The 15,520-nt window shown below is 58.2% G+C and carries 12 protein-coding genes; 9 read left to right on the top strand and 3 right to left on the bottom strand.

Annotation, left to right across the window (positions count from 1 at the left end):
• A partial coding sequence (locus ACR0IK_RS23010; RefSeq protein WP_480643453.1) for a tyrosine-type recombinase/integrase occupies nt 1-326 on the top strand: 326 nt, incomplete at its 5' end.
• 70 nt (nt 327-396) lie between these two features.
• On the opposite strand, the gene ACR0IK_RS23005 is transcribed toward ACR0IK_RS23010, so the two are convergent.
• Entirely contained in the window at nt 397-1,503 is a 1,107-nt protein-coding gene (locus tag ACR0IK_RS23005; RefSeq protein ID WP_480643452.1) for a ParB/RepB/Spo0J family partition protein, read from the bottom strand.
• Nucleotides 1,500-2,807, bottom strand: a complete 1,308-nt coding sequence (locus tag ACR0IK_RS23000; protein ID WP_480643451.1) for an AAA family ATPase — start codon at nt 2,805-2,807, stop codon at nt 1,500-1,502. The genes ACR0IK_RS23005 and ACR0IK_RS23000 overlap by 4 nt, the downstream gene beginning before the upstream one ends.
• Before the next feature lie 468 nt (nt 2,808-3,275).
• Between ACR0IK_RS23000 and ACR0IK_RS22995 the strand changes: the two genes are divergently transcribed.
• From ACR0IK_RS22995 to ACR0IK_RS22960, 8 genes are all read left to right on the top strand, one after another.
• Entirely contained in the window at nt 3,276-3,959 is a 684-nt protein-coding gene (locus ACR0IK_RS22995; protein WP_480596217.1) for a DnaA N-terminal domain-containing protein, read from the top strand.
• Nucleotides 3,960-4,148: 189 nt separating this feature from the next.
• The gene (locus ACR0IK_RS22990; RefSeq protein ID WP_480643449.1) at nt 4,149-4,622 is read left to right on the top strand and encodes a DUF4178 domain-containing protein; all 474 of its coding nucleotides are present in this window, start codon (nt 4,149-4,151) and stop codon (nt 4,620-4,622) included.
• On the top strand, nt 4,619-5,923 hold the full coding sequence (locus tag ACR0IK_RS22985; protein WP_480643448.1) for a DUF4178 domain-containing protein: 1,305 nt from the start codon (nt 4,619-4,621) through the stop codon (nt 5,921-5,923). The genes ACR0IK_RS22990 and ACR0IK_RS22985 overlap by 4 nt, the downstream gene beginning before the upstream one ends.
• A 176-nt stretch (nt 5,924-6,099) precedes the next feature.
• A complete protein-coding gene (locus ACR0IK_RS22980; protein ID WP_480596211.1) occupies nt 6,100-6,324 on the top strand; it encodes a DUF350 domain-containing protein in 225 nt (74 codons plus the stop codon).
• Nucleotides 6,321-7,862, top strand: coding sequence for a polyamine aminopropyltransferase (locus tag ACR0IK_RS22975; protein ID WP_480643447.1), 1,542 nt, complete (start codon nt 6,321-6,323; stop codon nt 7,860-7,862). Before ACR0IK_RS22980 ends, ACR0IK_RS22975 begins: the two co-directional genes overlap by 4 nt.
• A 167-nt stretch (nt 7,863-8,029) precedes the next feature.
• Nucleotides 8,030-10,816 (top strand): bifunctional aconitate hydratase 2/2-methylisocitrate dehydratase, encoded by a 2,787-nt coding sequence (locus ACR0IK_RS22970; protein WP_480643446.1) that lies wholly within the window; start codon nt 8,030-8,032, stop codon nt 10,814-10,816.
• A gap of 431 nt (nt 10,817-11,247) precedes the next feature.
• Complete coding sequence (gene adh / locus ACR0IK_RS22965) at nt 11,248-12,789, top strand: aldehyde dehydrogenase (RefSeq protein WP_480596204.1); 1,542 nt, start codon at nt 11,248-11,250, stop codon at nt 12,787-12,789.
• A gap of 73 nt (nt 12,790-12,862) precedes the next feature.
• Entirely contained in the window at nt 12,863-13,204 is a 342-nt protein-coding gene (locus tag ACR0IK_RS22960; protein ID WP_480643444.1) for a DUF779 domain-containing protein, read from the top strand.
• A gap of 103 nt (nt 13,205-13,307) precedes the next feature.
• Here the strand turns inward: ACR0IK_RS22960 and ACR0IK_RS22955 are convergent, their stop codons facing one another.
• Nucleotides 13,308-15,518, bottom strand: coding sequence for a hybrid sensor histidine kinase/response regulator (locus tag ACR0IK_RS22955; protein ID WP_480643443.1), 2,211 nt, complete (start codon nt 15,516-15,518; stop codon nt 13,308-13,310).
• Nucleotides 15,519-15,520 lie beyond the last annotated feature (2 nt).

Raw genomic sequence — 15,520 nt, 5'->3', positions numbered from 1 at the left:
CACTGGTGCATTGGATCGAGGTTGGGCAGATCAGCGACGGCCCCCTGTTCAGACCAGTCTCCAAGGCCGACCGGGTGTTGGGCCGCCGCCTGTCACCGGATGCGATCAATCAGATCATCAAACACCGCCTGAAACTGGCCGGGCTGCCCGAGGGGTTTGCCTCCCCCCACGGGCTGCGGTCCGGCTTTCTGACGCAAGCCGCGCTCGACGGCGCCCCGATCCAGGCCGCCATGCGCCTGTCCCTGCACCGCTCCATGGTACAGGCGCAGAAATACTACGATGACGTCGATATTGCCGAAAACCCGGCAACTGATCTGCTGGGGTGACTTTCGATAACGGGAAACGCCGGGCGATTGGCCCGGCGTTCGTCACAGTGCAGAATTCGATATCAAAACCTTACCCGTGGGTAAGATCGTCCTCTTCCTGCAGATCGCCGATCAGAGTTGCAATTGCCTGCTCCAGCCGGGCACGGTCGACACGTGAAAAATCCAGGTCATAGCGCAATTCGAGCCGCCCGCTAGAGGCTGAGCATTTCGCAACCCCTGCCCGCCCCGACACCTGGAATGTGGTTTTTGCACGCCGCGTTTTTCCACCCGAAGCGGTGACCGGTCTCTTGGGGACGCTCCCCTCGGCTTCAACAAACGACCGCAGTATTGCCACTTCACGCGGGCCGTCACGATCCGGTTCACTCATCACCGCAGTGCTGACCTGACCGATCAAGCCCGGACTGGCGTCGAGCTTGCGTTTCAACTCGACCCCCAAATTGCGCGGAATATCGTTGGGATGCATCAGCACCTTGTCCAGCATCATCAGCAAGCTGGCGAAAGACCGGATATAGCTGCGCTTGGTATAGCTGGCGGATTTGAACAGGATCGCAACCGCCTTGTCGACATCGGCGCAGTCATTGGCCGGATCGTCAGCATAGGCCCGGGCCAGCGCCCCCATTTCGGCAAATGAGATATCCTTGCGGATCAGGTTCTCATCCACCATGCGGCGATAACTGTCATTCAAATCACTCTCGTCGGAGATGCCAGCCGGGATTTTGGAATAGATTTCTTCACCGGTCTCCTCGAACAGCGCCTGATATGCCGAAAGGCGACGCATGCCCTGGATCAGGTCGAAACGACCATCGGAACGACGTTCCAACCGGATCGGGTTCGACAGGCCGATATCACGGATTGAGTCTTTCAACTCGTCCAGCTCAGGGTCAGGGCCGGGCTTGCGGTCTCGGGTCAACTTCTCGGTGACCACGTCCACCAGAGCCACATGTTCGGTCACCAAACCTTCGGACCGCAAGCGGACAAGCTCGTGCGCCAAGCGGTCGTTTTCGGCCCGGATGGTTTCTTCGGTCGATTGCTGATCGCGCAGGGCGTCGGCGTTTTCCGAGATTGCCGTGGCCATCGGACCGCGCCGTTTCTCAAGCACCTTGTCCGGAACCTTGCCGACCGGGATGTCCTCCATGGCCGGCATGTCGATGTCAAACATTCTGCGTTTACGGCTCATGCGTCATCCTCCAGCTTGTCCCAGGCCGACAGCATCACGCCCCGGAATTCTTCATACACATTATCAAAGGTCGAGCGCGCGCGGCGCCAGGTTTCCCGCGTCATTTCGCGGTAATCCATCTCGTAGACCGAACTCAGGAAGCGACCGGATTGCTCGACGGCGCGGGTCATTTCCACCGGATGTTCGGCGACATGCTCACCGAACACTTTCCTGAACGCATCGAACATGGCCAAATGCAGCGCGTTGCCCGGTTCATACCGGGTCAGCAGAAAGCGTATCTCGCAGAACGTCTTGGGCAGGCCGATCTTACCCGTGGGTAAGGTCTTGTCGAAGCCATAAGCCAGATCCTCCAACGCCTCGGCCAACTGACCGATGAAGGAGGTGGTCGAGTCGTATTCCCAATATCCGGGCCCTGAAGGGACATAAAGCATGTCAGCGGCAAAAACCGCGTTCATCGACTGATACCCAATGGCAGGCGGGCAATCGAACAGGATCAGGTCATAAGCATCGTCCGGGATCTGATCCAGATACCGTGACACCGCGGCAAAGAACGACCATTCGGGGTTCAGGTGCCGGTACTGCGCCGAAGCAAATTCCACGAAGGCCGCGTTGGCGCAGGAGGGAATGACATCGATGGTCGACCACGAGCTCTGCTTTATGAAATCCGATATGCGCAGATCACCAAGCCCCATATCGGTGATCGAGGGCGGCAATTCGCGGCGGGGTAGGGCGGTTCCGGATTCGGCGGCGGCAGAGCGGCTATTCATCCGCCCGGTCTCGCGGATCAGGTCTCGAGCCATGATGCCCCAAACGGTGAAGTCCTCGGCCACGTCGGTCAGACCCATGGAATGGCTTAGCGTCGCTTGTGGGTCGAAATCCACCACCAGCACGCGATAGCCATCCAGCGCCGCCGCATGGGCCAGGTGCAGGGCGACTGTGGACTTGCCCGCGCCACCTTTGAAGTTGGCTACCGCAGCTCGGATGGCACGCTTGCCCACAGGCCGGGGTGGCATCAGCGACTTGCGGTTCACCTTGAGCCGCCGACGCAGCTCATTCACCTCTTCCAGGCTGAACCAGCGCTGACGGCCTTCGGGCTCCACTTCACCGCCGGGAAGGGATGGGTCAGCCGCAAGCTTGCCGCGGAAAGTCGATTGATTGACGCGAAAGATCAGCTCGGACACCTCCCAGCTTGAAAACCGGCGGAGGGTCTTCTCCATCTCGGGGCTGAAGGTCTGCTGGCGAATCCAGCCCTGCAGTTTGAGGGACTGATTGCGCAATGCGTTCAGGTCTTCGTGCGTGTACATGCCTCAAGTCTCATCGTTTGGGACGCTATTTTTTATGTGTTTCCTATTTACGCTTGATTTGCGCTTTAGGCAAAAGGAAATATAATGACACTGTGATCTTACCCACGGGTAAGAAATAAAGGGCTTCGCGCGTGTTGGCCGATTCGAAGCCCTGATGATTCGGAGCGGGACGAATTCACCGGCTCTGAAACAGGATTTAGGGGGGCATAAAGGCTGACGCCACCCCATATGGGGGGACAAAACCACTCAATAAGGGGACAGCCAGTATGTCCCCCATCACCAATACTTCACCAATATTCTTTTTGATTTTTGATTTGGGACAAGCCGGGACCTGGCTTCAATTCAGACTCCGCTTGACAGAATCGTCCGATTGGACGCTAATCAGGACATCAAGGCGAAAAGCGTTGGCAAACAGCGCGACGTTGGCGGTATAAACCGTCTGAGGCAGACAGAGCGGTGAGAACTGGAATGCAGGTTGCAAAACCGGTCGGGCGAAATGCGCCCGCGATCAAGTATGATATATTGTCAGCACTGACCGTGCACGCCCTGTCGGGCGACAAGCATCGGCAGCGCAGCATCCTGCGGATCATCGCCCTGATCACAACCCGATACAACTGGCGCAACAATGAGCTGTCGATCGGCCGAGAGGAAATCGCCCGTTTGTGGTCGGTGAACGAACGCACCGTCAAACGTGAAATGGCCAAGCTGCGGACAATGGGCTGGATCGCGGTCAAGCGCCCCGCAGCCCGCGGGCGCGTCGCGGTCTATGAGCTGGATCTGAAACAGTTGATGATCGACACGTCCGAAGTGTGGCCGACAATCGGGCCCGATTTCCTGGCGCGAATGACAGAGGAACCTGAGTCAGACACCAATGTGGTACCTTTTACGGCCAAACCGGCGCCGCCGGATACTTCGGATGGGGATGTCTGGACGCAAGTTCAGGCCATCCTGCACGGACGAGACCCCGAGCTTTGGGCTAGCTGGTTTCGGCATCTGGCCGAAGCCGACAGGGCAGGGGGGGCGGTTACACTTGTGGCGCCGTCGCGGTTCATGGCGGACTATATCGCGCAAAAATGGAATGGGAGGTTGCTGGCTGCCTACAGCCGCGTTGACCCGGATGTGCGTAGTGTCCGGGTCGAAGCTACGGAGTAGGGTTCAATCACAGCTTGAAGTTTTCACCTCTATGCGCGACCTGAAGCCATGCAGGATTTTAATTGCCCAAATTGCGGGACTTTATGCCCGATCATTTTGAAAGCCGCCAAGCTCGTGACCTGCTCGTCATGTGGCACAACCCTGTTTTTGAAGGGCGACCACATCGAGCAGGCCGGAGATCAAGGTGTGATGCATGATGCACCGCTGCTGTTCGCTGTCGGAGACACCATCGAACTGGGGCGCAAGACCATTCAGATCCTCGGCCACGCGCGCTTTTCCTATGGGCGGGGGTTCTGGGACGAATACTGCGGGATTTCGAAAAAGGGCGCGACCTCGTGGATTTCAGTGGACGAAGGCGACGTTGTTGAACAAGTCCGCATCCCGGAAGCGCAGATACCTAAGTCCCAGCCTCCGTTCAAACCCGGCGAGACGCTGGACTTCGACGGTGCCACCTACACCGTAACCGAAGTCGAACAGGCCGAGTGCATCGCCTTGCGCGGGCAGTTCAACGAGGAACTGCAGGTGGGCGAGACATATCGGTTCGTCAATGCCTCGACCGATGGTTTCCGGCTGCTTTCCGGTGAGTTCTGGGGCGAAAACACAGCGTGGTATGAGGGGCGCTGGCACGACCCGTTCGGTGTGAAGGTGCAGATACAGGCATGACCCGGACACCCGAGCTTACATCCATCAATTGCACCTCCTGCGGAGCAGGATTGGACGTTTTGGGCGGTGGACGGGTAGTGGTCAAAATCTGCGAATTTTGCGGATCAGAATTGAATGCACAGGACAATTATAAGGTTCTGCGTAGGTTCGCCGGGCTGAAGCGACCAGATACACCGCTGTCGATCGGGATGCGCGGCAGATTGTATGACGTCGAGTTTGTCATCATCGGCCTGATCCAGCACACCGAACGCTGGGCGGGGCGCGAATTCACCTGGATCGATCATCAGCTTTATTCGCCTACCCATGGCTATGCCTGGTTGACCCTTGAGAACGACCACCTGGTGTTTTCGCGTCGATACAGGGGAACAGGCTGGCTGTCCGAATACGTGGTGGAAAGCGCTGAGCATCGACCAACCATTCATATCAATAGGGAACCATTCCGCTACTACGAGACCACGACCAGCAAGATCACCTATGTCGAAGGCGAATTTACCTGGCGGCCAAAGTTCGGTGAGAGGACGGTGACCGTCACGGCCATGTCCAACTCGGCGATGCTTGCGTTTTCGCAAACGGGCAGCGAGCGCGAAACCTACCGTTCGATCTATGTGACCAAGGCCGAGGCCGAAGCGGCCTTTGGCGTTACGCTGGACCTCAAGCCCTACCGCGTCCATCCGTTGCAACCCTTTGTGGCAGGGCAAAACTACTGGTTCCTGTTGTGGAGTTCGTTTGTGTTCGCGGCCATTTGCCTGGTGACGGCTTTGGCGTTCAACGTGCAGGACGGGCGGGTCGTGCTGCGCAACACCAAAGTGGACCTGCGGGACCTTCCGGTTGAGATCGCCATTCCGCTGGAGGCCGACAACAGGTTGACCTCGATCCGGGTGGCCGGGAACTTGCGGAACAGCTGGGCCTATCTGGAGATGGAGATGCTGGACCCTGACGGCCAGCCGGTGTTCGAGACCGGTCGCACCATCGAATCCTATTCCGGCCGTGATTCCGATGGCAACTGGAGCGAAGGGTCCCCGGCGACTCGGCTGCGCTTTCGACCTGAAATCAGCGGAACCTACACTCTGACGCTCTCGGCGGCCGAAAAAGGGCTGTGGCATGGGGGGAACGGACGGCAACATCCGTCAGGTGAACCGTTCACCCACCTGTCACTGGATGTCCGGACGGGTCTGTTCACCGGCAAGTGGATGGCCTATCTGGGCGCGGTCTTCGGGGCGTTGTTCCTGTATCAGTTCGGGCGTAAATGGCTGCATCGAAAGGCGCGCTGGTCGGGGACTGACTGGGTGGACGAGGATTAATGTGACAGCTTTCCGGATCATCTTCCTACTGATTTCCACCGCGGCCGTGGGGGCCACGGGATACGTAACTTACTACGGTTACGGCGGTGAAAGCCGTGACCTGGACAGGTCGGTTCGCGTCGGCAGCGACGGCGGCGGCTATTATCGATCAAATCGCGTGAAATAACGGGGACATCATGGACTATTTAGCAGCCATTCAGATTGCAGAGATTATCAGCACAATCTTTTACACTTTTCTCGGTGTCACGCTGATGTGGGTGGTGTGGAAGGTCATCGACTGGCTGACCCCGTTTTCGATCGTGCGCGAGATCGAGCATGACCAGAACGTGGCGCTGTCGATCCTGATCGGGCTGCTGTTCGTCTCGGTTGCCATCATCATCGCGGCCGTCATCCTGTCATGACGGCGGCCCGGGCGGTTGAGGCCCGCGCCGCGTGGCTGCTGGCCGCGACGTTTCTGGTTGCCGTCGCCGGGCTGATCTATGAGCTGATCGCGGCCACGCTCTCCAGCTATCTGCTGGGGGATTCGGTACGGCAGTTCTCACTGGTCATCGGGATATTCCTGTCGGCCATGGGGCTGGGCGCGTGGCTGTCGCGCTATGTCACGCACGCGTTTTCCGGCTTTGTCTGGGCGCAGATCCTGTTGGGGATCGTCGGTGGCTTCATGGCGCCAGTGCTGTTTCTGAACTATGCGTGGATGGGGCATGTGGCGACCCCGCTTTATGCGGCGCTGATCACCATCGGGGTACTGTCGGGGATGGAAATACCCCTGATCGCGCGGGTACTGGAAGAGATCGGCGCGCTGAAGTTCCGGTTCGAAAATGTCCTGAGCGTCGATTACGTGGGTGCGCTGGTGGCCTCGCTGGCTTTTCCCTTGCTGGTGATCCCGCATCTGGGACTGATGTCGGCCAGTCTGGCCTTTGGCGGGTTGAATCTGGCGGTGGCGGGGCTGTCGCTGTTCCTGTTCCGGCACTGGGCCAGCCGGTTGCTGGTGGGCGTCTGGGTGCTGGCCTTTGCAGCGACCATGGTGGCGTTGTGGCATTCCGAGAAACTGGTTTCAGTCACCGAGGCGGAACTGTTCGAGGATGACGTGATCCTGTCCGAGGCGACGCCCTATCAGCAGATCACGGTGACGCGCTATCGTGACCGGGTGCGTCTGTTCCTGAACCACTCGATCCAGTTCGATACGCTGGATGAGCACCGCTATCACGAGCCGCTGGTGCATCCGGCCATGGCGCTTGCTCCGCGGCGGGTGGATATTCTGGTTCTCGGTGGCGGCGACGGTATGGCCGTGCGTGAGGTGCTGCGTTACGCAGACGTCGAAAGCGTGACGCTGGTTGATCTTGATCCTCGCGTCACACAGGTGTTCCGCGACCATCCGGACCTGTCGGCATTGAACGACAGGGTCTTGTCCGATCCGCGCGTCACCATCGTCAACAAGGATGCGTGGAAATTCCTGGAAGGGGAGGACCGGGTCTTTGACGTGATCCTCATTGATCTGCCGGACCCGAAATCCATCGCGTTGTCGCGGCTATATACACGGCAATTCTACGGGCTGGCTGTCGAGCGGCTGAGCGGGCAGGGGCTGTTGGTCACACAGGCCGGGTCACCATTCTTTGCGCGGCAGGCCTTCTGGTCGGTGGTGGAAACCCTGAACCGCAGCCGTAATCCGCAGCACCCGGGGCGAGGGCTGCATACTTTGCCTTATCACAGCTATGTGCCCAGTTTCGGCGAGTGGGGGTTTGTGCTGGCCTCACCCGAACCGCTGCCGGGTCGGGATCTGAACCTGCCGAAGGGGCTGAGTTTTCTGACCGATGACGTGTGGCAGGCAGCGCAGGTGTTCGGCTCGGACATGGACCGCGTCGCAGTCGAACCCAATACGCTGCAGACCCATATTCTGACGGGGTACTATCTGGACGGCTGGGACTACTGGTTTCGATGAGCCGCAGCCAAGGCGTTCATCACCCGAACGCGTTCGATCGGCGCAGATGGTCCCTTGATATTCTCCGCAGAATGGTATACCGCCGCATACAAACAAAATGCCGGGTCTCGCCAGAGCACCGCGAATCCGGCAGACAGCGTCATAAATTGCAAACAGCCGGATCAGCCATGAGCCTTTATACAGACTACCTCAGCGAAATCGAAACCCGTAAGGAACAGGGGCTGCACCCCAAGCCCATCGATGATGGCGCCCTTGTCAAAGAGATTGTCGATCAGATCAAGGATACCGGCAACGAACATCGGGCGGAGTCGCTGAACTTCTTCATCTACAACACGCTGCCCGGCACAACCAGCGCTGCAGGCGAAAAGGCCAAGTTCCTGAAAGAGATCATTCTCGGCGAGGCCGTGGTCGAGGAGATTTCGGTTCCCTTTGCGTTCGACCTGCTGTCGCACATGAAAGGCGGCCCCTCGGTTGAGGTTCTGCTGGACCTGGCGTTGGGTGACGACGCCGCGATTGCGGGTCAGGCCGCCGAAGTGCTGAAGTCGCAGGTCTTCCTGTATGACGCCGACACCGACCGATTGAAGGCCGCTTTCGAGGCTGGCAACGCGGTAGCGAAAGACATTCTGGAAAGCTATGCCAAGGCAGAGTTTTTCACCAAGCTGCCCGACGTCGACGAAGAGGTTCAAGTCGTGACCTATGTCGCGGCCGAGGGTGATATCTCGACTGACCTGCTGTCGCCGGGCAACCAGGCGCACTCGCGCGCGGACCGGGAACTGCACGGTCAGTGCTTTGTCACCGAGAAAGCGCAGCAGGAAATTGAAGCCCTGAAAATTCAGCATCCTGACAAGCGAGTGATGCTGATCGCCGAAAAGGGCACCATGGGCGTGGGCTCGTCGCGGATGTCGGGTGTGAACAACGTGGCACTGTGGACCGGCAAGCAGGCCAGCCCCTATGTGCCCTTCGTCAACATCGCTCCGGTCGTTGCAGGCACCAATGGTATCTCACCGATCTTTCTGACCACCGTGGGTGTGACCGGCGGTATCGGCATCGACCTGAAGAACTGGGTCAAGAAGGTCGACGAAGACGGCAATGCGATCCTGAACAATGACGGCAACCCGATTCTTGAAGAGAAGTATTCGGTCGCGACCGGCACGGTGCTGAAGATCAACACCAAAGAGCACAAGCTGCTGAGCGAAAATGGTGAAGAACTGGTGGATGTGTCCGCGTCCTTCACGCCGCAGAAAGTGGAATTCATGAAGGCGGGCGGTTCCTACGCCATTGTCTTCGGCAAGAAGCTACAGACATTTGCGGCCGAGACGCTGGGTGTCGAAGCACCTCTGGTCTTTGCTCCATCGAAAGAGATCAGCCACGAAGGTCAGGGCCTGACCGCGGTTGAGAAGATCTTCAACAAGAACGCTGTCGGCACAACTCCGGGCAAGACCCTGCACGCCGGTTCGGACGTGCGTGTGAAGGTCAACATCGTCGGGTCGCAGGACACCACCGGCCTGATGACCATGCAGGAACTTGAATCGATGGCCGCGACAGTCGTGTCCCCTATCGTTGATGGTGCCTATCAGTCGGGTTGTCACACTGCATCGGTTTGGGATGCCAAGGCACAGGCAAACACGCCTCGCCTGATGAAGTTCATGAACGATTTCGGCCTTGTCACCGGTCGCGATCCCAAAGGCGTCTATCATGCGATGACCGACGTGATCCACAAGGTGCTGAACGACATCACGGTGGATGACTGGTCGGTTATCATTGGCGGCGACAGCCACACCCGCATGTCCAAAGGTGTGGCCTTCGGGGCCGACTCGGGCACCGTGGCGCTGGCGCTGGCCACCGGTGAAGCCTCGATGCCGATCCCGGAATCGGTCAAGGTGACCTTCAAGGGCAAAATGGCCGAGCACATGGATTTCCGCGACGTGGTGCACGCCACCCAGGCGCAGATGCTGGAACAGCATGGCGACAACGTGTTCCAGGGCCGCGTGATCGAAGTGCATATCGGCACGCTGTTGGCCGACCAGGCCTTTACCTTCACCGACTGGACCGCCGAGATGAAGGCCAAGGCCTCGGTCTGTATCTCCAACGACGACACCCTGATCGGTTCGCTGGAACTGGCCAAGTCACGCATCCAGATCATGATCGACAAGGGCATGGAGCATGATAACGGCATGCTGCAAAAGCTGATCAACATCGCTGATGCCCGCATTGCCGAGATCAAGTCGGGTGAAAAACCGGCACTGACCCCGGACGACAATGCGAAATACTCCGCCGAGGTCGTCGTCGATCTTGACCAGATCGTCGAGCCGATGATCGCCGACCCGGATGTCAACAATGCCGACGTTTCCAAGCGGTACACCCACGATACGATCCGTCCGATCTCGTACTACAATGCTGAAAAGCACGTTGATCTGGGCTTTGTTGGCTCGTGCATGGTGCACAAGGGTGACATCAAGATCGTCGCGCAGATGCTGAAGAACCTGGAAAAGGAAACCGGCAAGGTCGAATTCAAGGCCCCGCTGGTGGTCGCGGCACCGACCTACAACATCATCAACGAGTTGAAGGAAGAGGGCGATTGGGAAGTGCTCGAGAAATACTCGGGCTTCGAGTTTGACGACCTGTTCCCGAAAACGCAGGCGCGCACCGAGTATGAGAACATTCTCTACCTCGAGCGTCCCGGCTGTAACCTCTGCATGGGCAACCAGGAGAAAGCCGCCAAGGGTGACACGGTTCTTGCCACGTCGACCCGCCTGTTCCAGGGCCGCGTCGTGGCCGATGCGCCGGACAAGAAAGGCGAAAGCCTGCTGGCCTCGACCCCGGTTGTCGTGCTGTCGGCCATCCTGGGCCGGACGCCGAAGATCGAAGAATACAAAGCAGCGGTCGAAGGCATTGACTTGACCAAGTTCGCCCCGCCGGTGGTGCCGGAAAACACCAAGTCGGCGCACTTCTAAAAATTTTTCAGGCCGGTTCAAATTGAACCGGCCTGATCTTTTCCGACACGGCGTTGAAACGCCTGTCAGTTTTAAAACCAGCGTTTGTGCCGCAAGCTTTTTGCACGGCCAGAGTCAGCGACTTCCTGGAAACACCCATGCTGCGATCTCGGTAAATAGCAGCAAGCCAGACGTCGCAGTGCTGGGGAATTGCCTCTTTGGGATCATGTTGGCGACCGCGATGCCGCCCTGAGCAGCCGAGGGGGATCTGAACGATTTGAACCCGCACATTTGCTGAATGAGACCTAAGTCGCTCAGACCAAGGTACAATATCGAAACACTGTTCTACTTCCTATGTTTGGCCCAGCACCGGTCCGGTGCCTGAACCAATGAGGATTGAGGCCATGGGATTCGCTGCATTTCTTGGAACTCTTTTAAAGGGGAGGAATGACATGAACATTCAAAACGTACAGGTCAGCACTGCGCTGGACACCTCGCACCTTGGCGTCGAATTCCCGTTCAAAGCGCGCTATGGCAACTTCATCAACGGTGAATTCGTTGAACCCAAGTCGGGCCAGTATTTCGAAAACACCACACCGATCACCAACGAAGTGATTTGCGAAATCGCCCGATCGAACGCTGATGACATCGAGGCCGCGCTAGATGCCGCCCACGCCGCGTTCCCGGCTTGGGGCAAGACCTCGACCACCGAGCGCGCCAACATGCTGCTCAAGATTGCCGACATCATGGAGGCCAACACCCAGACCCTGGCAGCCGCTGAAACTCTGGACAACGGCAAGCCGATCCGCGAGTCCATCGCTGCTGATCTGGCGCTGTGCGTCGATCACTGGCGTTACTTTGCCGGCTGCATCCGTGCCGAAGAGGGCCATGTCTCGGAAATCGACGGCGACACCTATGCCTATCACATCCCCGAACCGCTGGGCGTTGTTGGTCAGATTATTCCGTGGAACTTCCCGCTTCTGATGGCGGTCTGGAAACTGGCGCCAGCGCTGGCCGCAGGCAACTGCGTTGTTCTGAAACCTGCCGAACAGACCCCGGCCTCGATTCTGGTTCTGGCTGAGCTGATCGCCGATGTCCTTCCTGCTGGAGTTCTCAACATCGTCAACGGCTATGGCCTCGAAGCCGGGAAGCCGCTTGCCTCTTCTAACCGCATCGCCAAGATCGCCTTCACCGGTGAAACCACCACCGGGCGCCTGATCATGCAGTATGCGTCGCAGAACCTGATCCCGGTCACCCTGGAACTGGGTGGCAAATCCCCGAACATCTTCTTTGAAGACGTGATGGAAGCGGATGATGAATTCTTCGACAAATGCCTCGAAGGTTTCACCATGTTTGCCTTGAACCAGGGCGAGGTCTGCACTTGCCCCTCGCGCGCGTTGATCCAGGAATCGATCTACGACGATTTCATCGCCCGCGCTCTGGAGCGCGTAAAGGCGGTCAAGCAGGGCAACCCGCTGAGCATGGACACGATGATCGGTGCGCAGGCCTCGATCGAACAGAAGGAAAAAATCGCTTCCTACCTGCAACTGGGCAAGGATGAAGGCGCCGAATTGCTGACCGGTGGCAACGTGTCGACTCTGCCTGGTGTCGAAGGTGGCAACTATATCGAACCCACCGTGTTCAGGGGCCACAACAAGATGCGGATCTTCCAGGAAGAGATCTTTGGCCCGGTTTTGTCGGTCACCACATTCAAGGACGACGCCGAAGCGCTGGAAATCGCCAACGACACGCTCTACGGCCTCGGTGCCGGTGTCTGGACCCGCAACGGCAGCCGCGCGTTCCGGTTTGGCCGTGAAATTCAGGCCGGTCGTGTCTGGACCAACTGCTACCACGCCTATCCGGCCCACGCGGCCTTTGGCGGCTATAAGCAGTCGGGCATCGGTCGTGAGACCCACAAGATGATGCTGGATCATTACCGTCAGACCAAGAACCTTCTGGTCAGCTACAGCCCCAACGCGCTTGGCTTCTTCTAAGCAATCCACGAACAGGCCGTCCCCGCTGAAATTCGGGGACGGCTTTTCCTTTGTGTTCCCGAAAGGCCACGCAATGACCGACACCATGACCGTTACCGCGACCGACGCAGCTTTGGCGCTTATTGCGGATCTCAAAAGCCGGTTTGGAGAGCATCTGCTGTTTCACCAGTCGGGTGGATGTTGTGACGGCTCGGCCCCAATGTGCTTTCAGCAGGACGACTACATAGTCGGGGACAACGATGTTCTGGTCGGTATGATTGGTGATGTTCCATTCTACATGAACGCTGATCAATACGAACGTTGGAAACACACGAACCTGATCGTCGATGCGATTGATGGGATCGGCGGCATGTTCTCGCTTGAAAATGGATCGGGGCGGCGGTTCCTGACGCGGTCGGATGTCTGTTTACGCTAGGAGGATCGTGTGCAGCAGATGCGTGCCGGAACAAATACCGAATTACAGTAATCCAATGCTCTAACCCGCTGTCCGGAGCCACCTTACAGACACTCAAGCAGACTTAGTCCCCGGTCCCTGCCAATGCATCTTCCAGAAATCCGCGAAGCTCATCCGGATCAATCGGTTTGTAGAACAGAGCCGCGTCGAGCGTTTCGCAGATCCCCTGCAGATCGCGCGAGCGGTTGGCCGTCACCAGACAGGCCGGCACCGGACCATGTATGGCGCGGATCGAGTTGATTGCATCGATACCGAGCGCCCCGTTATCCAGTTGATAATCGGCTATGATTACGTTCGGAGCTGTATCGACTTCCCGCAGCAGTTCTTGGGCCTCTTCCAGGTTCGCACAGGGCAACACATCAAGTCCCCAATTGTCCAGAGTGATGGTCATGGCGGAGCGCAGCTCGGCGTCGTTTTCGATCAGTACAGCGATCTGGTGTTCCAGTGATTTGCCGCTTGAGGCGGGAATTTTGGCGGGTTGTTTGCTTGGGGTCGCCGCGCTGAGCGGCAGTTCAACTTTAAAGCAGGTGCCGTACCCTACATGCGAGGAAAGGTGCAATGGGTGTTGCAGAAGGCGGCAGGCGCGTTCGACAATGGCGAGACCAAGGCCCATGCCCTCGGTCGGATTGGCCGTCGCGTTTAGGCGGTGGAACTCATAAAACACTTTCTCCTGCTGATCCTCGGGGATGCCGGGGCCCGTGTCCCAGACTTCGACACGGACCGAACCCGAACCGCGCCGTACGCCGACCAACACCTTGCCATGTTCCGTATATCGAATTGCATTCGAAGCAAGGTTCTGAAGGATGCGGCGCAGATAGGATGCGTCGCTTTCGACCCACGCGTCACAGTTGACCAGTCGAAACTCCAACCCTTTTTTCCGGGCCAGTGGTTCCAATTCATCGTTTAGCTGGGTCAGCATGTCCCGCAGGTTGATCGACGAGACGTCGACCGAAGCGAGACCTGAATCCAGTTTGGAAATATCCAGCAGGGCCGCGAGGATCTGCTCGACACTGACCAGCGCATTGCTGACTTTGGAAACGCGTTCGCGAAGTTCGGACCGTTGCAGATCGCAATCGAGGGATGCCACATAGAGCTTTGCCGCTGAAAGTGGTTGCAACAGGTCGTGGCTCGCCGCGGCAACAAAGCGCGATTTCGAAGCATTCGCCCGTTCGGCTTCGGACAAAGCGTCCTCAAGGTCCAGGGTACGTGTGGCCACGCGCTGTTCGAGGGTTTCGTTCGCTTGCTTGATTGCGCGGACGGCCGCCCGTTCCGCAGTGATGTCGGTGAAGCTGATCACGAATCCCTGATCGGGCATCTGTTGGGCAAAGACGGCGAGGACACGATCGGCGCCAATGCCAATTTCGAATGACAGCGGAGCGCGCGTGGTCTTGCTCGCCACCCAGGCTTCGACATCGGTATTGTCGATCGGGCCAAGGAATTCCAGATCGTCACGGATTTCGCGGTAGAACGATGAGAAAAAGGTTCCAAGCTGCATCTGGTTTGCCGGTATCGCCAAAAGCTCACCGGCGCGGCGGTTCCAGCCAACAAGCTGGCTTTGGTCGTCAAAGATAAGAACGCCTTGATTCAAATGCTCGAGCGTGGCCTTGATCAGCTTTGCCTGATCGTCCAGCAGGCGTTCGCGTTCCTGTAACTCGAGCCGCATCATTTCGGTGATGTCAGTCTGGATGATCACGGTGCCGCCATCCGGCGTGCGATGCTCGCTGACTTGCAGCCAGCGGTTGTCGGCCAAGCGGACGCTAAAGGCGGCGTGACTGTTCTTGTGCTGGGCCAGTCGGTAGGCCTCCCAACCCTGCGGAGTTTCGCCATCGGGCAGCGACAGATAGGGGCTGTGGGCGATCAGGTGGACATAGTTTTCGAAATTCAGCCCCGGCTTGAGCAGGTGATAAATATCCCGCATCTGCTTGCTGAACCGGCTGTTGCACATGACCAGCGCATCGCTTGGATCGAATAGGGCGAACCCTTCTTTCAACGTCTCGATCGCATTGGCGAGGTTGGCCCGGGCCGCTTCGGTTTCGGCGTTGGCATCTGCCAGTTTCGCGTTCGAGACGTTCAATAGATCCAGCGCGTGCTCGAGTTCCTTGGTACGCGAGCGCACTTCCTCCTCAAGCATCACCGCCCGCTGAAACTGGGTGTAGGCGGCACCTGAGGCTTCGGAACTCTGTTCGACCCGCCGCATCAGCGTTTCGGTGATCTTAAGCAGTTTTTCGTTTTGACGCTCGAGCGTGTCCCGGGGATCGATCAGTTCGCTGGTCATGG

The organism is Ruegeria sp. BF7 (assembly GCF_056538605.1).
Note: the sequence above shows the minus strand (reverse complement) of the source record. Positions and strands in the feature narration are given on the sequence as shown.